This is a genomic window from Aquaspirillum soli (assembly GCF_054781915.1).
On sequence record NZ_BAAGTM010000006.1, the window covers coordinates 22,589 to 44,196 of the forward strand.

Genomic DNA, 21,608 nt, shown 5'->3' on the forward strand with positions numbered 1-21,608 from the left:
CAAGGAGAAATGATGAGTGCGATTGCCGTAGAGACGTTAGCACATGCCCTAGAAAAATTATTGTCTGGTCTGACTGTTTTGACCGCACAAGAAGATGGGATCGAAGAACGGCCACTTAAAAATTGCCGTGGTAGCGTGTTGGCACAATCAGTGGCAATTGAGGCCGAATTGTTGTCCCAACTCGGTTTTTCGGCAGAACATCAGCTACCCGCTGGTTTGTGGCTGACGCCGGTGCATACTGGCTTGGCCGCCGCCCTCGGTTTACCGACTTTACCCGTGTGGCGGCCCTTAAAAGTCTCGGTTTTTTTCAGTGGTGAGGATTTAACCGAGCCCGGTGAAGTGTTACATGCTGATCGTCGCTATAACAGCCATCGCTATTGGTTGCGTGGCGCTTTGGTGGCGATGGGGTGCGAAGTGCGCGATTTGGGTGTGGTGCCCGAGAGCGTTGCCGCGACTCGTTTAGCGTTGTCGAATGCCGCAGAGAACAGTGATTTAATCATCACTTGTGGTGGCGTAGAAGAAGACTATGTGCAACAGGCGATCACCCGTGAAGGGGTATTGCAACAAGCGCAGATTGCCATGAGTGGTTTACCGGTGTTGAGCTGGGGTAAGGTTGCCAGTGCCGACTTTATTGGTCTACCGAATGCCATGTTGCCGGCGTATCTGTTGTTCTTGTTGGCGGTGGCGCCAGCACTACAGCGGATGCGTGGTTTGGATTGTGCTCGTTATGCCAGCCCATGTTACCGTTTGCCCTTGACCACCGAATTGGCGGCACAGGAATATGAGCAGGTGTTACCAGTGCAGGTCATTAAAAATGAACAACAACAGGCTATCGCTGTCCAACTAAGCCCTGCGGCACCGCACTTGTGGTCGTGCTTACAGTCACAAGGGTTGATTCGTGTACCGGCTGGGCAGGCTGTGGCTGCGGGTGAAACCGTTGCGTTTTATACTTTTGAGCGTCTGTTGTGATGGTATGCCAGCATTGAGTTTTGTGGGAGGGGCCTTAACACAGCCCCTCACTGTCGTCGCTACACTAGATGAACCCATTTTAGATTTGGTGCGCCGTTGTGATGATTTACCCCTGTCGTGGCGTTGTGGTCGTGGCACCTGTGGTACATGTGCTGTCCGCGTCAGTCATCAGCAACAACCACAACCGCTACTGATGTCACGTAAAGAGCGCAATGTGTTAGTGCGCCATCGCTACCTGCCGCAATCTGCTTTGCAACAAGACACCTTTATTGATTCGCCTGCGCTGTGGCGGCTTGCCTGTTATTTGACGGCTAACCAGCCGTTAGTCATCTCTCTCGACCCGCCCAGCAGCGAAGACGTGTCCTAACAAAAAAGGAAAATGATGAAACAGAATGTCAGGGTATGGGATGCCCCAATCCGCTTATTTCATTGGGCCTTGCCCCCGCTAATTGGTTTTATGTGGTACTCGGGTGAACAAGGCGGTGAGTGGTTGTTGTGGCATATTCGTGTTGGTTATGTGGTTGCCACTTTATTGTTATTCCGCCTGATTTGGGGCCTGATTGGCAGCCAAACCGCACGATTTACCCAATTTATTCGCGGCCCCAAAGCGATCTTGGCCTATATGCGTGGGCAATTACCAGAAGATCAAATCCCCGGCCACAACCCATTAGGCGCGTTGATGGTGATGGCGCTGTTGGCTGCGCTGTTGTTTCAGGTGGTGTCGGGGATGTTATCGAGTGATATTGACTCGTATATGTATGATGGCCCGTTAATTCATTTGGTCGGCAGTGAATGGTCAGAACAAATCACCGTTTGGCACAAACAAGGCATTAACTATTTATTGGCGTTGATTGCTGTGCATGTTGGGGCGGTGTTGTTCTATCTGTGGGGTAAAAAAACCAATCTTATCCGCCCAATGGTGACCGGAATTAAACCGATTGACAGTGATGCCGAGTTAGACCGTGTGGAGTTTATTCCACCAATTATTGCCTTGGTCACACTGGTGGTGTCTGCTGGCGCGATTTATACGTTGGTAACGCGATTGTGAGCGCGGCACGTTTGCCTATGTTGTCACCATTATGGTCAATTCACCTTGCTGTGTTGTTGTTTGGTTTGGCTGGGTTATTTGGCAAAGCTGTGGCGCAACCGGCATGGGTGATTGTATTAGGACGGACGGTGTTTGCCGCGTTGGCGGTGGCTTTGTTGGCGGTGTGGCGACATCGTTTGTCTGTACTGTGGCAAGTCAAATCGTCGCAACGCTGGCGCTTATTGTTGGCCGGTGCAGTGTTGGCATTGCATTGGACAACCTTCTTTGCGGCGGTGCAATACAGTACGGTGGCGATTGCGCTGTTGGGGTTTGCCAGTTTTCCAGTGTTTGTCGCATTGTTAGAACCATACTGGTTTGCCGAGCGGATACAGCGGCAAGAGTGGGCGATGATTGCCTTAGTGACCATTGGTTTATTGTTAGTCGTCCCAGAATGGCGGTTTGAAGCCAGTGCAACACAGGGCTTGTTGCTAGCGGTATTGTCCGGCGCCTTATTTGCTGTATTGGCTTTATTAAATCGCAGTATCGGCGCGTTGTCGGTGTTATCCAGCACCTTTTGGCAAAATGCGGTGGCGGCTGGGGTATTGTTACCGCTGTGGTGGTGGTTGCCGCCGGTGGCCTTAACGCTACACGAATGGTCGGCCTTGCTTTTTTTGGGCGTGGTGTGTACTGCTTTGGCACATGGTTTGTTTATTGCCAGCTTGGGCGTGTTGCCGGCGCGGCAAGTTGCGGTGATTACGGGGTTAGAACCGGTGTATGGGATTGGTTTTGCTTGGTACGTCTTTCATGAACAACCAACTTGGCTGGCATTGGCGGGTGGCGCGTGTATTGTGGTGGCGACAGTTTGGGCTTCATTGGCTAAGCCAAAGCACGGTTAAACGGTGAGATTGACGATGGCGCTTGCCCCTGCAATTGAAAAAAAACTCAGCAAACTGGGTATTCAACAGCCCTCTGATTGGTTATTACACTTGCCGCTGCGCTACGAAGACGAAACGCAGTGTTTCGCTATTGCCCAAGCACCGTTGGCACAATCCGTCATGGTGGAAGGCATTGTGCAGCATTGTGAGGTGAAACAACGTGGTGGGCGGGGGCAACTGCGGGCAGTGATTGCTGATGCCAGCGGACAGCTGGTATTGCGTTTTATCCATTTTTATCCGAGCCAAATCAAACAATGTAGTGTTGGTCATCGTTTACGGGTGTTTGGTGAAATTCGCCAGAATTTTTTTGGTCAGGCGGAAATGGTGCACCCAAAATGCCGTGTGGTGGCCAGCAATACCCCGTTATCCACCCACCTTTCCCCTATCTATCCCGCCACCCAAGGGATTACCCAATCGCAACTACGTAAATGGATTGATGCTGCCCTTGAACAGATCCCACTCGATGACACTTTGCCCCCCGCGATGTTGCAAACATTGGGCTTGCCGAGTTTTTCCGAGGCGGTGTTGACCCTGCATCATCCTCCCGCTGGCAGTGAAGTTGCTGTATTGCAATCACCGCAGTTTCCGCCGTGGCAGCGGATTTATTTTGATGAGCTATTAGCACAACAGCTATCGATGCGTTTGGCTTATCGGGCACGACAGCGCAAATCGGCGCCGATTTTACAGGGAAATGGCCGGCTGACTTCGGCGTTGCTACAACAGCTGCCCTTTGCGTTAACCGCTGCACAGCAGCGAGTCTGGCAGGAAATCCAACAAGATTTACAAGGTGGACAGCCGATGCACCGCTTGTTACAGGGTGATGTTGGTGCGGGGAAAACCGTGATTGCGGCACTATCGGCTTTAGATGCGATAGAAGCCGGTTATCAAGCTGCATTGATGGCCCCGACAGAAATTTTGGCTGAACAACATTACTTAAAACTGCGGCAATGGTGGGAAAGTTTGGGTTTAACCGTGGTGTGGTTATCGGGTAGCTTGAAAAAATCACAGCGCCAAGCCGCATTAAAACAGATTGCCAATGGAGAGGCTTGTTTGGCGGTGGGTACCCATGCGCTATTTCAAGAAGACGTTGCTTTTGCGCGGCTGGGTTTAACCATTGTGGATGAACAACATCGTTTTGGTGTTGCACAACGCTTGGCACTACAAGCTAAAGGTGGCGAAACCCATCAGCTTATGATGTCGGCCACACCGATTCCGCGTACCTTGGCCATGAGCTACTACGCTGATTTGGATGTGTCAGTGATTGATGAATTACCCCCCGGACGGACGCCGATTCGTACTCGCTTGATTGCCGCAAAACGGCGGCCAGAGGTCATGGCGGCTATTGCGCGTGAAATAGAACAAGGTCGCCAAGCCTATTGGGTGTGTCCTCTGATTGAAGAATCAGAAACCTTGGAACTCCAAACGGCTGTTGCCACGCAACAAGAATTGATGCTGGCCTTGCCACAGCTCACGATTGGTTTAGTGCATGGCAAGATGAAGGCTGATGAGAAAGCAGCAGTGATGGCAGCATTTCTTGCCAATGAAATTCACCTATTGGTGGCGACGACCGTGATTGAAGTCGGTGTTGATGTACCAAATGCGACCTTGATGATTATCGAACATGCCGAGCGTATGGGCTTGGCACAGTTACACCAACTGCGGGGGCGCGTTGGACGCGGACGACATGCCAGCAGCTGTGTGTTGTTATTTGAAGAACCGCTGTCCGAGCTGGCGCGTGCGCGTTTACGGGTGATTTATGAACAGACCGATGGCTTTGAAATTGCGCGACAGGACTTGTTGATTCGCGGGCCGGGAGAGTTTCTCGGTGCCAAACAAAGCGGCACGCCAATGTTGCGGTTTGCCGACATCGAACGCGATGTGGCGTTGCTAGAGGAGGCGCGACAATGGGCGCCGCGTTTATTAAAACAATGGCCCGATGCCGCACGCGCCCATTTAGCCCGTTGGCTAGGCGGACGTGAGCATTTCCTACACGCCTAGCGCCACTGAGCTAACCACTGCGACAAGCCGTTGATGTCTGCGCGTTCGGCGTAATTTTCTACGGTCTGTGCAAACTCAGCATACTCAGGGCTATGTTCCGCCAACTGTTGTGCCCAGTCGATTAAATCCGACATCGCGCCCATGTCCAACCACTGTTGCAGTTCTGCCCGTTGTGCCGCTGGTGGTGGCACACAAGCAATTGTGGTTTTTGCCGCGTGCGTGGGGCGGTTGTTTTGTAGCGGTAAATGCAGCAATTCTGCTAACACATGGCGTAATTGCGCTAAGTTAACCGGCTTTAACAAGGCAGCATGAAAGCGTTGTACGGTATGGACAGGCGGGGGGGCGGCAGACAGCAATATTACCGGCACCTGCGGCCATAGGGTGTTGACTGCTTCCAATACCTCTAAACCATTGCTTTCCGGCATGGAGAAATCGGTCACAATCAAATCTGGCATCGCCAGACTGCCATCGCTTAGTTCATCAATAAAATCGCGTCCCTCTGCCCACGCCTCTACCTCAAATCCAAGACCTTCCAATTCATCTTGCAACAGATTGCGCACATCTTTGGTGTCTTCCAACAGCACAAGGCGATACCCACTGCCATCCAGTTCTGGCAAGGCCAATTCCCCATCAGGTAAGCGATGGTGAGGAATGCTGTCCTCGTGGGCGGTGGCAAAGCTGACATGCAAGGTAAAATGCGTGCCCTTTCCAAGCTGACTGCTGACCTCTAATCGACCTTGCATCCGCTGTACCCATTGCGCTGCAATCGCGAGGCCAAGGCCTAAGCCTTGTTGGCTGCGCCCATTATCTAAACGCACAAACGGATCGAAAATAGAGTCGATTTGTTCGGCAGCGATACCGATACCACTGTCAATCACATGAAAGCGCAGTTGGACAATACCGGTATTGGGCTGCTGGCTGACCATCTCCACCACAAAGCGGATTTCACCTTGTGAAGTAAATTTCGCCGCATTGGTCAACAGATTATCTAACACCTGTCGTAATCGTTTGCCGTCTACTTTAATCACCGGCGGTAGCTGACCAACAGTTTGGAACACAAAACGATTTTGTCGCCGCATCGCCACTTGTTCTGCATCACGGGTGATGCCTTCTAGTAAGGCATGGAAATACAGTGGCAAGGGCTGCATCCGTTCGGTTGGGCTGCCTCTGGCGTAATCAATTAAATCATCAATTAAACTCAATAAATGACTGGCGCTACGCCGAATAATTCGCCCGCGTTCTGCGTCCTCACGTCCCCCAGCTAAAATCAAATCAGCATAACCCGTGATTGAGGTGAGTGGCGTTCGTAAATCGTGACTGACCCGCGCTAAAAAATCGCTCTTGGCGCGATTGGCCTCTTCGGCAGTGTGTAGGGCTGTTTTTAATGCGTGTGTTCGTTCAGTAACAGCTTGTTCTAATTGCGAGTGTTTTAACTGTTGCGCTTCAATTAACGCTGTTTGTGCTGCTAGATGTTGTTGATGAAGGGTTTTATTGCGACTATATAGACCCATCACCATTAACAACAATAAATCTATATTCAAAGCCCATGCTAAGGCCTCTTCACTGATAAATAACCCAGTGGTACGTAGTCCATAAAAATCCATTAAGCGTAAAATATGAACAAACCAAGACAGCAAAGAGGAAATCGTAAATAGGGTGAGATTTGGAATGCCACGTTTCCAAGCAATAACAACAGAAATTGGCCAACATAGGTTAATCACAACAGAGAAAGCATTAAGAATTTGTGCTGTGATGAAATAATCAGCAAAAGCACAGCCAGCTGCACACAAAACCATCACAGCCATTAAGCCTTGATAGACCCGATTCCAGACTGGCAGTTGTTGCGGCAGTTGCAGCAATACACGCCAAGTTAGCAGAGACAAGAAGAGTGTGATACTGCCTATAGTACCGGGAGCCCTCACCAGCCATTCAGCGCCATTGGAGAAAAAATGTTGGTATAAATAGCCTTGGAAACTGATTTCATATAATACAGCGCTACAAATCAACAAACTTAAATATGAGAAAATTTGATCGCGTAGCGTGACTGCATGAACTATTGCATATAAGCCGATGGTAATCATCGACCCTAAAAAAATACCAAGCAATAATTTATATTCTGCTTCTGTTTCTCGAAACTTGAGTGGCTGCCAAAGCTCAGGTTGAATATGAATCGCTGATCTAGATTCGATTCGAATCAAAAAACGAATGGTATGGTTATCACTTTTTAGTGGAAAGATAGGATTCAGTGCCACAACTGGACGTGCAGAAAGTGGGTGGTTATTCCCTGCTAATATCGTCGATTGAATCGAGTTCTTTTCATCCAGTAAATAAAATCGCACATCTTCTAATCGAGGTGGCCCAATTTCTAGCCAATAGCCAGCCAGTGAACTTGGTAATTCACCATAAAGCCAAATTGCACTGCGGCTGTAACCGATATTCAGTGTTTTATGGCTGGCAGGTTGAAAGGCGGCTAATTGGAGAACTACCTGTTCTGCACTGAGTTGATGACTTTTATCTTCCCATTGGAAAAGATGATGGACGAGCTTAACAGGGGGTGATGAAGACGTGGGGTTGGGGAATAAGGCTACCACCAATCCCATCATCAGCGCGATGACCAAGCCAAGAATAATGAGTGAGCCTCGGTTGACCGAGGCGGGGGCGCTGACCTGCATTTACTCTTTACTGGGCTCGCCGTTTTGGCGGAAATTGCGCGGTGAGACCCCAAAGCGTTCACGGAAAGCGGTCGAGAAATTGGCTGCGCTGCTATAACCGAGTTGGCTGGCGATCAGCTGAATCTCAAGTGAGGTATCTGATAACAAGCGGCGCGCCTCTTTCAGACGTTCTTCACGCAGAAAATCAAACACAGTGACACCTGCACATTGCCGGAAAGCTTCGTTTAACCGGCGGCTGTTGGTGCCTACCGCCTTAGCGAGATCGGCAAGTTCAAGAGGATGTTCCAATTGTTGGGTAATCAACCGCCGTGCGGCGCGGAACAACACCTGATCGAGCCCCTGTCCTTCTTCTTGTGGTGTGGCAGCGTCGGCTTGTAGATCTTGGCTTTGTGTATGTTGCGTTAATCCAAGATGCACCGCGACACGTAATCGCACTTCTTCAAAGTCAAATGGTTTGGTGACATAGTCCACCGCCCCTTCGCTGAGGCCGGCTACCCGCTCTTGTGGTGATGCAGCGGCGGTGAGAAAAATCACTGGAATATGGCGTGTGCGTTCGTCGGCTTTAAGCAGGCGACACCCCACAATCCCATCGGAATTTGGCATCCGAATGTCCATCAAAATCAAATCCGGCATCACAATGAGGGATTTGTCATATGCGTCACGACCATTTTCCCCGACATATAAACGGTAACCACGTTGGCGTAAAAAGTCTGCCAGCAATAAACGATCCTCGGTGACGTCATCGACAACAAGGATGCGCGGGGCGCAGAAAAAAGGAGACGTCGCGGACATCGTGGAACGGGAAGAGAGCGTGCTGTTCATATCTTGGAAAAGGGTAGGGTTCAAGCACCCACAGGATAGTCGCTCTTAGGTCGATCTGCACTCGATAAAAAAAATAATTCCTGTGATCAAAACTTTCTTTACGTAAGTCAAAAGTTGAGTATTGCCGGTTCACAACACAGACTGCATCATGTGCTAGCATAAACATCAACGAAAAGAATTATGAAAAATTCTTATGTCATTGTTGATTGTGGCGTTTCGTGCAATCCTGTGGCACGCTTTGGTAATACAAGGAGGAAATATGAGTTTCTTGCGAAAAACAGCTCGTTCGGTGGCGCTGCGTTTGTATATGAAGCGGCGTATCTCGGCACTACAGCTGGTCAGAATGCTGCACTTGTTAGAGCGCAGCACCCATTCTTAATCTGGCTTAACCCCGCTTAGCTGGGTTGCCAACAAGGATAATCGGTGTAGCCTACGGCTCCCCCACCATAAAAAGTATTCGCATCGGGGGCGTTCAGTGGTGCTTGATGAGCAAAGCGGTTTACCAAATCAGGATTGGCAATATAAGGCCGTCCAAAACCGACGGCATCAGCTAATCCTTTCTGGATCATCTCATCTGCGCGTTGGGCATCGTAGCCACCTGTCCAGACCAAGCTACCGCTAAATTCATGGCGTAGGCTATCGCGGAAAGTATCGCTGAGGGTTGGGCCACCTGCCCAATCGGGTTCTGCGATATGGAGATAAGCAATTTCTCGTTCTTGGAATGCCCGCGCCAGATAAACCGCCATCGCTTCAGCTTCTCGGTCTTGCATATCATTGAACGTGCCAAAGGGTGATAAACGCACGCCAACGCGCTCTGGCCCCCACACTGCCACCACTGCATCCAAGACTTCTAATGGAAAACGGGCGCGGTTTTCAATATTTCCGCCGTAGTCATCCGTGCGCTGGTTGCTGCCGGTGCATAAGAACTGGTCGAGCAGATAACCATTGGCCATGTGAATTTCCACCCCATCAAACCCAGCGCGTTTGGCACGCGCAGCGGCAGCGGCATAATCCTGTGCAATCGCTGGTAATTCACTGCTATCAAGGGCACGCGGCGACGCTGTGGGAACATTGGCAGGTGTGCCATCTGGTTGGACGACAAAGCATTGTGCATTTGCAGTGATCGCACTTGGTGCAACAGGCGCGGCACCGTTTTCTTGTAACAGAGGATGGCTAATACGTCCGACATGCCACAGCTGTAGCACAATTTTGCCGCCTGCGGCATGAACTGCCTGCACCACGCGCTGCCAGCCTGCTTCTTGTTGTTCGGTATAGATGCCGGGGGTCCACGCATAGCCTTGCCCCTGCTGAGAAATTTGTGTGGCCTCACTGACGATTAAACCGGCGCTTGCACGTTGGGCATAATATTCGGCATTCAATTCACTTGGAACATCGCCGGGTTGTGCCGCCCGTGAACGCGTTAATGGCGCCATCCAAACGCGATTGTTCAAATGCAAGGCCCCGCAACGCATGGGGGACAACAAATGTGGGTAAGCCATAACACACCTCTCCTTTTGAACAAAACAAAAACATCAACAGCCCGTGTTTTGATACTGTGTTGATGATAAGCCCAAGCCAAATGAGGGCAACACCGGCTTTTGCCATCTTTTGTTTCCATGAAACAGGAAATTCCAATATGTCATCTTTTGATCCATCATGGCTCGTTCCGAATTGGCCCGCCCCTGCTCATGTTCAGGCATGTTGTACCACTCGACTTGGGGGCGTCAGCCAAGCACCGTTTGCCAGTTTCAACCTCGGCGATCACGTTGGCGATGATCCGCTGGCGGTGGCCGAAAATCGCCGTTTACTCAGTCTTGCCTTACCCAATCCACCACATTGGCTCACGCAAACCCATTCCACTCAGGTCAATATCATCACTACACCCACAGCAAATGCGGTGTTGCCTGCTGATGCCAGTGTGACGCAGATACCAGAGGCAGTGTGTGTGGTGATGACAGCAGATTGTTTGCCGTTGTTATTAACCGATCAACAGGGCACGGTGGTGGCAGCGGTTCATGCCGGTTGGCGGGGGTTATGTGATGGCATTATCGAACGCACAGTGGCAGCGATGGCTGTCCCTGCGACAACATTATTGGCGTGGTTAGGGCCGGCGATTGGGCCCAATGCGTTTGAGGTGGGGGCTGAGGTACGAGCAGCCTTTGTGGCTCAGGCAATAGAAGCAGAACAGGCGTTTATCCCACAGCAAAACGGGAAATATCTGGCGGATATTTATCAGTTGGCACGACAACGTTTGCAGGCTGTCGGCGTGTCTAACATCAGTGGCGGCACCCATTGCACGGTGACTGACAGCGAGCGTTTTTTCTCTTATCGCCGTGATGGGCAAACAGGCCGGATGGCCAGTTGCATTTGGATTTCTGCAGGCACAACTGAGTTGAATCATGACCTTTCCACAGCAAGCTAAAGGCCCTTTTGCTGCCGTTTCCAGTGGGGTGATTGCGGGCATTTTGGCGGTTACGGTCGCGGCGGCGTATGCGTCCTTGTTATATCGTGGTGTTGCTGCGGTGCATGTCGGCTTTGGTTTTAAGCTGATTTTATGCGCGTCGGCGTTGAGTGCAATATGGGTGACGTGTTACAGCCGCTTGCCCGGTTTAATTGCTGGGCCGGATGATTCTGCTGCAGTCGTATTGGCGGGATTGGCCGTCATTGTTGCGGGGCAGGTCGCAGCGGCACAGGGCAGCCCCGAGCGTGCCGCGCTCACGATTGCGGTATTGCTGGCACTGAGTAGCGCCGCCACCGCTTGTGTGTTCTATGCCGTTGGACATTTCCAACTCGGTAATATCATTCGCTATCTGCCTTCGCCGGTGATCAGTGGTTTTTTAGCCGGCGCAGGGGTGTTGCTTTTTATGAGCGGTCTGGGTTTGGCGGCGGTGGTGCCAGAATTGAGCCTAACGCATCTTAATGCTTGGCCATTACTGCTCGAGCAAGGCGGCATGATTTGGCCCGCTCTCGCTGTTGCCTTGGCCCTGTGGTACGGCTTTCGCCACATTGAACATCCACTGTTTATGCCATGTTTGTTGGCAGTGGCAGGTGGCGTGTTTTTTCTGTTGTTAGCTGTATGCGAGGTTTCCACTGCCACGGCGCGGCAATGGGGCTGGTTATTTGATTTACCGGCAGCAGGTGAGGGCTTGCCGTTGTCGGCGTGGTTAACTGGTTGGCAACAGGTGGATGTCGCGGCATTGTTGTCGGTGCTACCCGAGCTGTTATCTGTTTTGTTGGTGGTGCTGATTGCGATGTTGTTGCAAACCGGCAGTTTAGAAAATCTGTTGCAACAAGATATCGACGTCAATCAAGAGCTGAAACAAACCAGCGGTGCGAACTTTGTCGCTGCGTTGTCGGCAGGCCTGCCGGTGGTACCGTTTATTGGTGATACATCTTTAAATTTACAGCTCGCGGGGCCAAACCGCATCGCAGGTTGGGTATTGGCAGCGGTGTGTGTGCTAGCAGCGATAGTGGGCTTAGAGCTGATTCAGTGGCTACCGACCTTTGTTTTAGCCGGTATTCTGTTGTTTTTTGGGCTGTCGCTACTGGAAAACAGTGTCTGGAAAGGCTGGCACACGCTGCGGCGCAGTGATTTTTTGCTGGTGTTATTGGTGGCGTTGACGATCAATATTGCTGGATTCAGCGTCGGTACTTTGCTCGGAGTGGTGCTGGCGGCGGTGATTTTTCTGCGTGATTACAGCCTCTTGCCGGTGGTACGGATTCAATTTAATGCTGCGAATGCCCCATCGCGTATTGATCGTGCTGCAGTTGAACGGGAACGGTTAACCCAACAACCGCAATGGTTGCTGGGCTTGGAGTTAGAAGGGTTTATCTTTTTTGGTTCTGCACATCGCGTTGATAAGCAGGTCATCACCGCTTTGCAGAGCGAGGCCAATATTTCCTACCTGATTTTGGATTTCAGACGGGTGCAAGGGATTGATGCGTCGGCGGCAGTGGTGTTTCGTAAAATCATTCGCCGTGTGCAACAACAGCAAGGCACGGTCTTTTTTGCGGGTCTATCGCCGGAAGTACAACATACTTTAGCCAGTGCCCTGCCCGATTTTGAACACATTTACCTTGATTTAGACCACGCGCTCGAAGCTGCAGAGGAAGCCTATTTGCAACAACATACACTGGCCATGCCTATTGGTACACCACAGCCGGTGGTGGGTCTTTCTGCGGCGTTATTGCCTTATGGTGAATTACGCGAGGTGGCTGCAGAATCGGTGTTGATTGCCGAGGGGCAAGCGGCTTCGGGTTTGTATTTTATTGTGCGCGGCAGTGTATCGGTGCGCAGTCATGATCGGATGGGCAAACCGATTCGACTACGACGGTTTACCGAAGGAACGGTGATTGGCGAGATGAGCCACTATTTGCAGCGTCCGACCAGTGCTGCAGTGGTGGCAGACAGTGCGCTAACGGTGTTGTGTTTGTCGCCACAGGCGATTGCTACCCTAGAACAAAACCAGCCTCAGTTGGCGATTCGTTTGCATCAGGCGGTGGCAACGGTGTTGGCACAGCGTTTGTTGGCAACCAATCAGAGTTTGCAAGCGGCGATTGCCTAAGGCCATGTGTTAGGAGGGCTTCGCTAGCGGCAATCTGTGACAAAAAATGCCGCTATTTGGGGTGTTTTACGGGATTTTTTGCCGCTTTTATGCAAAAAAACACCTTAAATGGCTTGGCATATTGATTGCAATAGGCAGACTGTTTTTTTGTCTGAGATCAGGTCTATGAAAATTGAAAATCAGTCTGCGGTGAATTCAGCCGCAGCGTCACGCCGAACCACTTCGGCACAAAGTGCAGCGACTTTTCAACAGGCGATGGCACAGGCGACAACACAGCGCGATACGCAATCGACGTCCTCATCGCAAAAAACCACATCAACTACACCAACCGCGCCAACAAAAAGCGCGCGTGATGAGTTGTTTGAGTTTTTAAAAAAATCACCAGAGCAACGTTTGCGAGAAAAAATTTTGCGGGAAATGGGGCTCACTGAAGATCAGTTAGCGGCGCTACCGCCAGAGGAGAGAGAGAAAGTAGAAAAGGAAATTACTGAGCGAATTCGACAGCAGTTGTTTGCAAATCAGGCTTGATTTGACTGGGATGGTCGCCAAAGTGCAACCATCCCATTTTTTGTGATGCTCAACATGGCTAAATCCCGCTGGCAACGGCTTTTAGCGGAAAATCCAGTTTGCTGTTCTTAACTGCGATAAATAAACGTAACCTATGTACTAGTAAGATAAGCTCTATTTATGTGCTCAATGTGTTGAGTTTGCTTGATCAAGCATTGTCTTACGTGGATGTTCTACGTTTTTCCATCCTCGTTGCTGCGAATAAAGTCAACGACTGATCGCCGATTTCACAATCGTGACACCAATGATCCCCAAGATGGCGCCTGTTAGCTTATCAATATAAAAAGCCATTTTAGTAAAACGTGTTCTGATTTTGGGGGTCGATAATAACAATACAATCGCGGCATCCCACAAAAACACCACGCTGGTCATCCATACACCCAAAGAAATTTTAAAGCCAAGACTGACTTCATTTGTCAACACCACAGTAAATAAGCTCAGATAAAAAAGCAGATTTTTTGGGTTGAGAATGCCTGACATAAAACCAGTAGCCAGTTCAAAGGCAAAGGATTTGTTTTGTTGTGGCTTGTTTGACGCTTCGACTACTGCAATATTTTGATAACTCGACTTTCTGGCTTTGAGTGCTTGTATCGCCAAATAAATCAAAAACAGCCCACCAATTATTTTTAGTGCGATCATAATTGGTACTGAGCTGGCTAAAATAGAGCCGACACCAACTAAACACAGCGCAATATAAACTGCATTAGCGATAGCAATACCCAGTGCTACACCGATTGCATTTTTCGTTTTGTTGCTAATCGCGCTTTTCACAATCAATAAAAAATCTGGCCCCGGACTTAATAAGGCCAGAAAGTGAGCGAGGGCAACGGTGATAAAAATACTGGTTAAACTCATGTCCATCTCACAACTCCAAAATTTTTCGTCGATGAATCCTAACACAGGCTGTCTGTTTTGCATTTGCTTCAGCCACCACCTGCATCCAACTCGAATCCACACCGGACTTTGCCCCGTTGTCGCGGTGGCTTTGTTAGAATCGGTCTTCTATCTCTGATTTCCGGAAAGTGCCCCATGTCTGGTAATACCTTTGGTTTATTGTTCACAGTCACCAGTTTTGGCGAATCGCATGGCCCTGCGATTGGTTGCGTTGTTGATGGTTGTCCTCCCGGCATGGCCTTGTCCGAAGCGGATATTCAACACGAACTCGACCGCCGCAAACCCGGCACCAGTCGCCATGTCACACAACGCCGTGAACCCGATACCGTAGAAATTTTATCCGGCGTGTACGAAGGAAAAACCACCGGTACCCCGATTGCCCTGCTGATTCGTAACACCGACCAACGCAGCAAAGACTATGGCAATATCGCTGATACCTTCCGCCCCGGTCATGCTGATTACACCTACTGGCACAAATATGGCATTCGCGACCCACGCGGTGGTGGGCGGTCTTCGGCGCGGGAAACGGCGGTGCGAGTGGCGGCGGGGGCGATTGCGAAGAAATGGTTAGCCGAGCAATACGGTATCGTGATTCGTGGTCATATCACGCAAATCGGCGACATTGAGATTCCTTTTGTCTCGTGGGACGAGGTGAATAATCCTTTCTTTGCCGCTGACCAAAGCAAAGTCCCTGAGCTGGAAGCGTATATGGATAGCATCCGTAAATCGCAAGATTCTATTGGTGCGCGTTTGCGGGTGGTGGCGGAAGGGGTGCCGGTGGGATGGGGTGAGCCAGTGTTTGATCGTTTAGATGCTGATATTGCCTACGCCATGATGAGCATTAACGCTGTCAAAGGGGTGGAAATTGGCGCGGGGTTTGCCTCGGTGACCCAACGCGGTAGCGAACATGGCGACGAACTGACCCCCGATGGTTTTTTAAGTAACCACGCCGGCGGTATTTTGGGTGGCCTTTCCACTGGGCAGGCGATTGAAGTGTCGATGGCGATTAAACCTACTTCGAGTATTGCTCAACCTCGGCGCTCGATTGATAAACAAGGCAATCCGATTTTGATGGAAACACACGGCCGCCACGATCCTTGTGTTGGCTTGCGTGCAACACCGATTGCCGAGGCAATGCTGGCTTTGGTGTTAATCGATCATGCCTTGCGCCATCGCGCCCAATGTGGCGATGTGCAGGTTTCCACCCCACGCATTGCAGGATAACACCGCATGTCCTTGGGTCGTTATATCGCCAAACGGCTGCTGTTGATGATCCCCACGTTGTTGGGGATTTTATTGCTCAGCTTTGCCATTATCCAATTTGTCCCGGGTGGGCCAGTTGAACAACTGGCGCAAGAACTCAAAGGCGCCGCAGCAGGTGAAGCCAACAGTGGCGGCAGCGGCCTATATTCGGCGCGGGGGGGCTTGGATGAAGAAAAACTGGCGGCGTTGAAAGCCTTATATGGCTTTGACCAACCGGCCCCACAGCGTTTTTTGGATATGGTGTGGCGGTATCTGCAATTCGACCTTGGCGACAGCTTTTATCATCATCAATCGGTTTGGGAATTGATCGTTTCAAAATTGCCGGTGTCGATGAGTTTGGGGTTATGGTCGTTTTTTCTGACTTATCTTATTTCCATTCCTCTCGGCATCCGCAAAGCGGTACGCGATGGCTCGGCGTTTGATGTGGTCAGCAGCACGGTGATTTTGATTGGCTATGCCATCCCCGGGTTTGTGTTGGGTTTGGCATTATTGGTGTTGTTTGGTGGCGGCAGTTTTTGGCAGATTTTTCCGTTGCGTGGCTTGGTGTCCGACCATTGGGAGGAATTGAGCTGGGGCGGTAAAATTGTGGATTACCTATGGCACATGGTGTTACCAATTACGGCTTCAGTGGTGGGCAACTTGGCGGTGATGACTTTATTGACCAAACATACTTTTCAGGAACAAATCCGCCGGCAATATGTGTTGACTGCCCGTGCTAAAGGCCTGACTGAAAATGCCATTCTTTATCGCCATGTCTTTCGCAATGCCATGATTCCATTGGTAACCGGCTTTCCAGCGGCCTTTTTAGGGGCATTTTTTACCGGCAGCTTATTGATTGAAACCCTGTTTTCACTCGATGGTTTAGGGCTGTTGTCTTATACCTCAGTGATTCGGCGTGATTATCCGGTGGTGCTGGGGTCGCTGTACTTATTTACCTTGATTGGTCTGGTGGCGCGGTTGTTATCTGATCTCTGTTATGTCTGGGTCGATCCGCGTGTGCAATTTGAACAGGTGGGGCATGGCCGATGAATGAATTGCCGCTTTCTGTTTCCCCTTCTCGCCGTGCTTGGCTGCGTTTTCGGCAACATAAACGTGGCTATTACAGCCTGTGGTTATTCATGCTGTTGTTTGTGGTCAGCCTAGGCGCTGAATGGCTGTCGAATGACCGGCCATTAGTGGTGTATTACCAACAACAATGGTATTTCCCACTGTGGCAAGACTATCCAGAAACCACCTTTGGCAGTGAATTTGCCACGCCTACCGACTATCACGATCCCTTTGTGCAACAACAGCTGCAGCAAGCCGATAATTGGGCACTGTGGCCGCCGAATCGCTACCGTTTTGATTCGCTTGATTATTATGCTGAATACGCTAACCCTGCCGCGCCCGATGCCCGTCATTGGCTAGGGACAGATGATCGGGGGCGCGATATTGCAGCGCGCTTGTTATATGGTTTTCGGCTCAGTGTGGTGTTTGCCTTGGCATTAACTGTGGTTGGAACACTGTTAGGCATTGTGGCAGGCGCAATACAGGGTTATTTTGCTGGGCGTTTGGATTTATGGTTACAACGTCTAATTGAGATTTGGGGCTCGTTGCCAGAGCTGTATTTACTGATTTTATTTGCTTCGCTGTTTACCCCTAGCCTGTGGTTGTTGTTTGTGTTGTTGTCCTTGTTTGGTTGGATGGGCTTGGCTGACTATGTGCGGGCAGAGTTTTTGAAAAACCGCCAGATGGAATATGTCCTTGCTGCCCGCGCCTTGGGTTTATCACATCGTCAAATTATCTGGCGCCATGTTTTACCCAATTCCTTAACGCCAGTGATTACCTTTTTGCCATTTCGGATTTCTGGTGCCATTTTGGCTTTAACATCATTGGATTTTTTGGGTTTGGGTGTGCCGCCTTCAACGCCGAGCTTGGGTGAATTACTGGCACAAGGCAAAGAAAACCTAGATGCGTGGTGGATTGCTTTACCCACTTTTGCGGTGTTGACGGTGACCTTGCTACTGCTGATTTTTATTGGCGAAGGACTGCGCGATGCGCTGGATACCCGAAAGGCGGCAGGATGAGTTTTGCTGAATTGCCGCTGCTGCGGATTGACAACCTATCGGTATTTTTTGGCCAACAGCAGGTGGTTAAAGCGGTCAATCTTTGTGTGTATGCAGGTGAAAAATTGGCCTTGGTTGGTGAGTCGGGATCTGGCAAAACCCAAACCGCACAAGCGATTCTCAAGCTACAACCGGATGCCCGTTACGAAGGCGAGATTTTTTTAAAAGATGAACCTTTGTTGCGCTACAACGAAGCGCAATTGCGGACAATTCGTGGCCGACGAGTGGCGATGGTGTTTCAAGAGCCGATGACGGCGCTCAATCCATTACATACCGTCGGCGAGCAAGTGTATGAAGTCTTGCGGATTCATCTCGGTTTATCCCCTCGCCAAGGATGGGCACAGGCGATTGAGCTATTAGAACGGGTGAAATTACCCGATCCCACCACCTTGGCACAACGCTACCCTCATCAGCTATCTGGTGGTCAACGGCAGCGGGTGATGATTGCCATGGCCTTGGCGGGTGAGCCGGAGTTGTTGATTGCGGATGAGCCAACGACCGCGCTGGATGTCAGTATGCGCGGTGAAATCATGGCCTTGTTAAGTGAGTTGCAAGCCGAACGTGGGATGGCGGTATTGTTGATTACCCACGATCTATCACTGGTACAGCGTTTTGCAGATCGAGTCGCGGTGATGCAGCAGGGTGAGTTAATCGAAAGTGCCGCTTGTGAACATCTATTTCACTTTCCACATCATCCTTACACCAAAAATTTGTTGAATTGCACGCCGCAGCCGCTGGATGATGTGCCGCAGGCGAATGCCCCGATTTTATTGACGGCGAAACAGCTCACCGTCACCGTGTCACGGCGGCAGCGTTGGTGGCGGCGGGAGACAGTGCCGATTTTGCAGGGTGTGGATTTTCAGTTACCACAAGGGGAAACCCTCGCCCTAATTGGTGAGTCGGGGTCTGGCAAAACGACGTTGGGGTTGGCGGTATTGCAGCTTTTAGCCGCACAAGGCGAAGTGGTGATGCAAGGGCAGACGGTATCTGCGTTGTCAAAGCAGGCGCTACGGCAATGGCGGCGACATGCTCAAATTGTGTTTCAAGACCCCTACTCCAGCTTATCACCACGCATGACGATGAGCGAGATTCTGCAAGAGGGTTTGCAACTGCACGAACCACAGTTGGATGAATCCCAACGCTTGGCGCGGATTGTGGCGATTTTGCAAGAAGTTGGCCTGACAGCAGACATGCTATCGCGTTATCCGCATGAGTTTTCCGGTGGTCAGCGACAGCGGTTGGCGATTGCGCGTGCCTTGGTGTTACAACCGCAACTGTTGTTGTTAGACGAACCGACTTCGGCCTTGGATATGTCGATTCAGGCACAAGTGTTGGCCTTGCTGCGACAGCTACAACAAAAATACCAGCTGGCCTACTTATTTATCAGCCACGATTTGCCGGTGGTGCGGGCAGTGGCACATCATGTGTTGGTGTTAAAACAGGGCCACATTGTCGAATATGGCCCTGCCCAACAGGTATTTCACACGCCGCAACATCCCTATACCCAAAGTTTATTGCGGGCGGCTGGTTTGTGAGCTCTCGCTGATAAAGTGCTGTAGGGACACAGCCAACGCTGCCCGCGCTTGGTTGAGACGGACACGCAGGGCTTGATCGTGTGCACAGGATTCTTTATGCAAAGTTGGCATCATAAACACATCATATAAAGCATCGAGCTGGATATGATCGGGTTGCCGCAACAAAACCCAGCCCTCGTTTTGTGTGCGTGTGATCAATTTAGCATGTTCTAAACAGTCGAGAATATGACCGATTTCGTCATAACCGGTGTGGAGATGGGCGCGGAAATCCGCTTGCTTCAATTCATGGCCATGTTGCTGTGCATGGGCTAAACAGACCAGCGCATTGAGCGCATCTTGAAAGCGTTGTTGGTGTCCACCCGGACGTTGCCATGCGCGATGTTGCCAATAACCCAAACCAGCGGTCAGTTCTGCGCCAAACAATACCAAGAGCCACATCAGCTGTAGCCACAATAACAAAATTGGGAAGCTGGCAAATGCGCCGTAAATCAGTTGGTAAGAACGTGCCATCTCGACATACAGCGCAAAACCAAGTTTGGCGAAGGTGAGTAAGATGGCGGTGGTGATTGCCCCAATCAGCGCATGTGGCCACGGCACAAAGCGATTCGGAATGAGGCCATACACAATCAGCAACACCACTGCAGATAACGAGGCCGACCCCGCTAAACTCAACCATTCATCAATCCAACGCCATTTGCCGGTAAACGGTGAGCTGAGGCCATTGGTCAGCGATAAACCCAACCCCAACAGCAAGGGCCCAAGGGTTAACACAGTCCAATACAACAACATTTGTCGTGCCAATGGCCGCGATTTTTTCACACGCCAGATGGCATTAAAGGTGCGTTCAATGGTCAACATTAAACTGATGGCGGTGAGTGCCAGCATGGCCAAACCGGCAGCGGTTAATTTGCCGGCATTGTCGCTAAATTGCCGCATATAGACGGTAATAATGCGGGTGGCCGAGTCGGGTACCAGATTTTCCAATAAAAATTGCTTAAAGCTATCGCTATAGGCCGAGAACACCGGAAAAGCGGAGGCGACAATCAGCGTCAGCGTAATCAGTGGCACAAATGACAACAGCGTGGTAAAGGTCAGGCTAGCGGCCACTTCGATGCAGCGGTCGGCCAATAACCGCCGGCCAATAAAGCGTAAAAACCCGACGATCTCCAGCCATCTCAACCACAAGGCGAGGGGATAAGGTAGAAAAGAGTGGTTTGTCGTTATCATAGAACCTCCGCAAGGAAACCCGCGATGTCAATCGCGGTAGGCATTGCGGGTGCGCCAAGCGCACCCTGTGGTAAAATCAAGCCACTTGCATTCAAGTCGCTGTGTATGGCTCCCAATCCAATGGTGCGCACCGGAGTTTTCGGTGGCCGGCATCCCAGGTTACCGCAAAGCGGTGGGAGTACAGGATCTGTAGCCGTTCTCCACCGAGGCGCTAATATCGGTGGATTGGCGAGACTGCCGTCTCGCTAAGGGCTGCTGTAAACCGGCCTAATGTCGGGGATAGGCATTGTCTCGTCCTACGATAAAGCCTGCGACTTCAGTCGCGGGTTGTTTACTAAGTTTTCTTGGTAAGAAGGAATGTTTGATGGCTGATATTTTAGTGTTGTATTACAGCCGCCACGGGGCGGTGCGTGAGCTGGCGCGGGCGATTGCTCGTGGTATCGACAGCGTGCCGGGGGCACAAGCGCGTTTGCGTACCGTCCCTGCGGTGTCCACTGTGTGTGAAGCCACCGCGCCAACAGTGCCAGATGAGGGCGCGCCCTATGTCGAAGCCAGTGATTTGCAAGAGTGTATCGGTTTAGCCTTAGGTAGCCCAACTCGCTTTGGCAATATGGCGGCACCGATGAAATATTTTTTAGATTCCACCAGTGGCGATTGGATGCAAGGCAGTTTGATTGGTAAACCGGCCTGCGTCTTTACCAGTAGCAGCAGCCAACACGGTGGCCAAGAATCGACCCTATTAAGCATGATGTTACCGTTGTTACATCACGGCATGGTGTTATGTGGTGTGCCGTATTCTGAACCCGATTTATCCACCACCCAAACCGGCGGTACGCCTTATGGGGTAAGCCATGTCGCGGGGCAAGAAAACAAACCCACTCTAAGCGAAGAAGAACGCCGCTTGGCGATGGCACAGGGCAAACGCTTGGCGTTGTTGGCGTTACAGCTTATGAAGCCCTAGCGTAACGTGCAGGTGGCTTGACAGCCGATAGTGAAATTCTGCATCCTGTGTTGAATTCAAACCATCGT

18 protein-coding genes are annotated in these 21,608 nt (G+C 50.8%); 13 read left to right on the forward strand and 5 right to left on the reverse strand.

The genetic code is table 11. The features are described from left to right. Nucleotides 1-12: 12 nt before the first annotated feature. Genes ACYVJG_RS07435 through recG form a run of 5 tightly spaced genes read left to right on the forward strand, consistent with a single transcriptional unit; the run spans nucleotide 13 to nucleotide 4,929 of the window. Complete coding sequence (locus ACYVJG_RS07435) at nucleotides 13-969, forward strand: molybdopterin-binding protein (RefSeq protein WP_460430493.1); 957 nt, start codon at nucleotides 13-15, stop codon at nucleotides 967-969. A gap of 4 nt (nucleotides 970-973) precedes the next feature. Next, nucleotides 974-1,336 carry a 2Fe-2S iron-sulfur cluster-binding protein gene (locus tag ACYVJG_RS07440; protein WP_460430494.1) on the forward strand — a complete coding sequence of 121 codons (363 nt, stop codon included), beginning with the start codon at nucleotides 974-976 and terminating at the stop codon, nucleotides 1,334-1,336. A gap of 12 nt (nucleotides 1,337-1,348) precedes the next feature. Beyond that, nucleotides 1,349-2,017 (forward strand): cytochrome b/b6 domain-containing protein, encoded by a 669-nt coding sequence (locus ACYVJG_RS07445; protein ID WP_245556756.1) that lies wholly within the window; start codon nucleotides 1,349-1,351, stop codon nucleotides 2,015-2,017. 17 nt (nucleotides 2,018-2,034) lie between these two features. Beyond that, nucleotides 2,035-2,892 (forward strand): DMT family transporter, encoded by an 858-nt coding sequence (locus ACYVJG_RS07450; protein ID WP_460430495.1) that lies wholly within the window; start codon nucleotides 2,035-2,037, stop codon nucleotides 2,890-2,892. A 15-nt stretch (nucleotides 2,893-2,907) separates the two neighbouring features. Continuing rightward, a complete protein-coding gene (gene recG / locus ACYVJG_RS07455) occupies nucleotides 2,908-4,929 on the forward strand; it encodes an ATP-dependent DNA helicase RecG (protein ID WP_460430496.1) in 2,022 nt (673 codons plus the stop codon). On the opposite strand, the gene ACYVJG_RS07460 is transcribed toward recG, so the two are convergent. The 3 genes from ACYVJG_RS07460 to ACYVJG_RS07470 form a co-directional block, all read right to left on the reverse strand. Beyond that, complete coding sequence (locus ACYVJG_RS07460) at nucleotides 4,926-7,601, reverse strand: hybrid sensor histidine kinase/response regulator (protein ID WP_460430497.1); 2,676 nt, start codon at nucleotides 7,599-7,601, stop codon at nucleotides 4,926-4,928. The two genes, recG and ACYVJG_RS07460, sit on opposite strands and share 4 nt — an antisense overlap. After that, nucleotides 7,602-8,393: a response regulator transcription factor gene (locus tag ACYVJG_RS07465; protein WP_460430498.1), complete on the reverse strand. Its 792-nt coding sequence runs from the start codon at nucleotides 8,391-8,393 to the stop codon at nucleotides 7,602-7,604. Between the two features lie 425 nt (nucleotides 8,394-8,818). Further along, entirely contained in the window at nucleotides 8,819-9,922 is a 1,104-nt protein-coding gene (locus ACYVJG_RS07470; protein ID WP_460430499.1) for an alkene reductase, read from the reverse strand. A 137-nt stretch (nucleotides 9,923-10,059) separates the two neighbouring features. Here ACYVJG_RS07470 and pgeF point away from each other — a divergent pair, with 137 nt between their 5' ends. The 3 genes from pgeF to ACYVJG_RS07485 all read left to right on the forward strand — a co-directional run bounded on the left by pgeF (nucleotide 10,060) and on the right by ACYVJG_RS07485 (nucleotide 13,516). Continuing rightward, nucleotides 10,060-10,845, forward strand: a complete 786-nt coding sequence (gene pgeF / locus ACYVJG_RS07475) for a peptidoglycan editing factor PgeF (RefSeq protein WP_460430500.1) — start codon at nucleotides 10,060-10,062, stop codon at nucleotides 10,843-10,845. Next, on the forward strand, nucleotides 10,823-12,988 hold the full coding sequence (locus ACYVJG_RS07480; RefSeq protein WP_460430501.1) for a SulP family inorganic anion transporter: 2,166 nt from the start codon (nucleotides 10,823-10,825) through the stop codon (nucleotides 12,986-12,988). Before pgeF ends, ACYVJG_RS07480 begins: the two co-directional genes overlap by 23 nt. Before the next feature lie 108 nt (nucleotides 12,989-13,096). Further along, a complete protein-coding gene (locus ACYVJG_RS07485) occupies nucleotides 13,097-13,516 on the forward strand; it encodes a hypothetical protein (RefSeq protein ID WP_460430502.1) in 420 nt (139 codons plus the stop codon). 246 nt (nucleotides 13,517-13,762) lie between these two features. On the opposite strand, the gene ACYVJG_RS07490 is transcribed toward ACYVJG_RS07485, so the two are convergent. Further along, nucleotides 13,763-14,512 (reverse strand): LysE family translocator, encoded by a 750-nt coding sequence (locus ACYVJG_RS07490; RefSeq protein ID WP_460430503.1) that lies wholly within the window; start codon nucleotides 14,510-14,512, stop codon nucleotides 13,763-13,765. A 72-nt stretch (nucleotides 14,513-14,584) separates the two neighbouring features. Here ACYVJG_RS07490 and aroC point away from each other — a divergent pair, with 72 nt between their 5' ends. The 4 genes from aroC to ACYVJG_RS07510 are packed head-to-tail and all read left to right on the forward strand — an operon-like array spanning nucleotide 14,585 to nucleotide 19,352. Continuing rightward, on the forward strand, nucleotides 14,585-15,673 hold the full coding sequence (gene aroC / locus ACYVJG_RS07495) for a chorismate synthase (protein ID WP_460430504.1): 1,089 nt from the start codon (nucleotides 14,585-14,587) through the stop codon (nucleotides 15,671-15,673). Nucleotides 15,674-15,685: 12 nt separating this feature from the next. Next, nucleotides 15,686-16,741, forward strand: coding sequence for a microcin C ABC transporter permease YejB (locus ACYVJG_RS07500; protein WP_211213682.1), 1,056 nt, complete (start codon nucleotides 15,686-15,688; stop codon nucleotides 16,739-16,741). Continuing rightward, on the forward strand, nucleotides 16,738-17,778 hold the full coding sequence (locus tag ACYVJG_RS07505; RefSeq protein ID WP_460430505.1) for an ABC transporter permease: 1,041 nt from the start codon (nucleotides 16,738-16,740) through the stop codon (nucleotides 17,776-17,778). The genes ACYVJG_RS07500 and ACYVJG_RS07505 overlap by 4 nt, the downstream gene beginning before the upstream one ends. Then, on the forward strand, nucleotides 17,775-19,352 hold the full coding sequence (locus tag ACYVJG_RS07510) for an ABC transporter ATP-binding protein (RefSeq protein ID WP_460430506.1): 1,578 nt from the start codon (nucleotides 17,775-17,777) through the stop codon (nucleotides 19,350-19,352). Before ACYVJG_RS07505 ends, ACYVJG_RS07510 begins: the two co-directional genes overlap by 4 nt. On the opposite strand, the gene ACYVJG_RS07515 is transcribed toward ACYVJG_RS07510, so the two are convergent. Beyond that, nucleotides 19,329-20,579: a YihY family inner membrane protein gene (locus ACYVJG_RS07515; protein ID WP_460430507.1), complete on the reverse strand. Its 1,251-nt coding sequence runs from the start codon at nucleotides 20,577-20,579 to the stop codon at nucleotides 19,329-19,331. The two genes, ACYVJG_RS07510 and ACYVJG_RS07515, sit on opposite strands and share 24 nt — an antisense overlap. Nucleotides 20,580-20,943: 364 nt before the next feature. Here ACYVJG_RS07515 and wrbA point away from each other — a divergent pair, with 364 nt between their 5' ends. After that, the gene (gene wrbA, locus ACYVJG_RS07520; protein ID WP_460430508.1) at nucleotides 20,944-21,540 is read left to right on the forward strand and encodes an NAD(P)H:quinone oxidoreductase; all 597 of its coding nucleotides are present in this window, start codon (nucleotides 20,944-20,946) and stop codon (nucleotides 21,538-21,540) included. The last annotated feature ends 68 nt before the right edge of the window (nucleotides 21,541-21,608 follow it).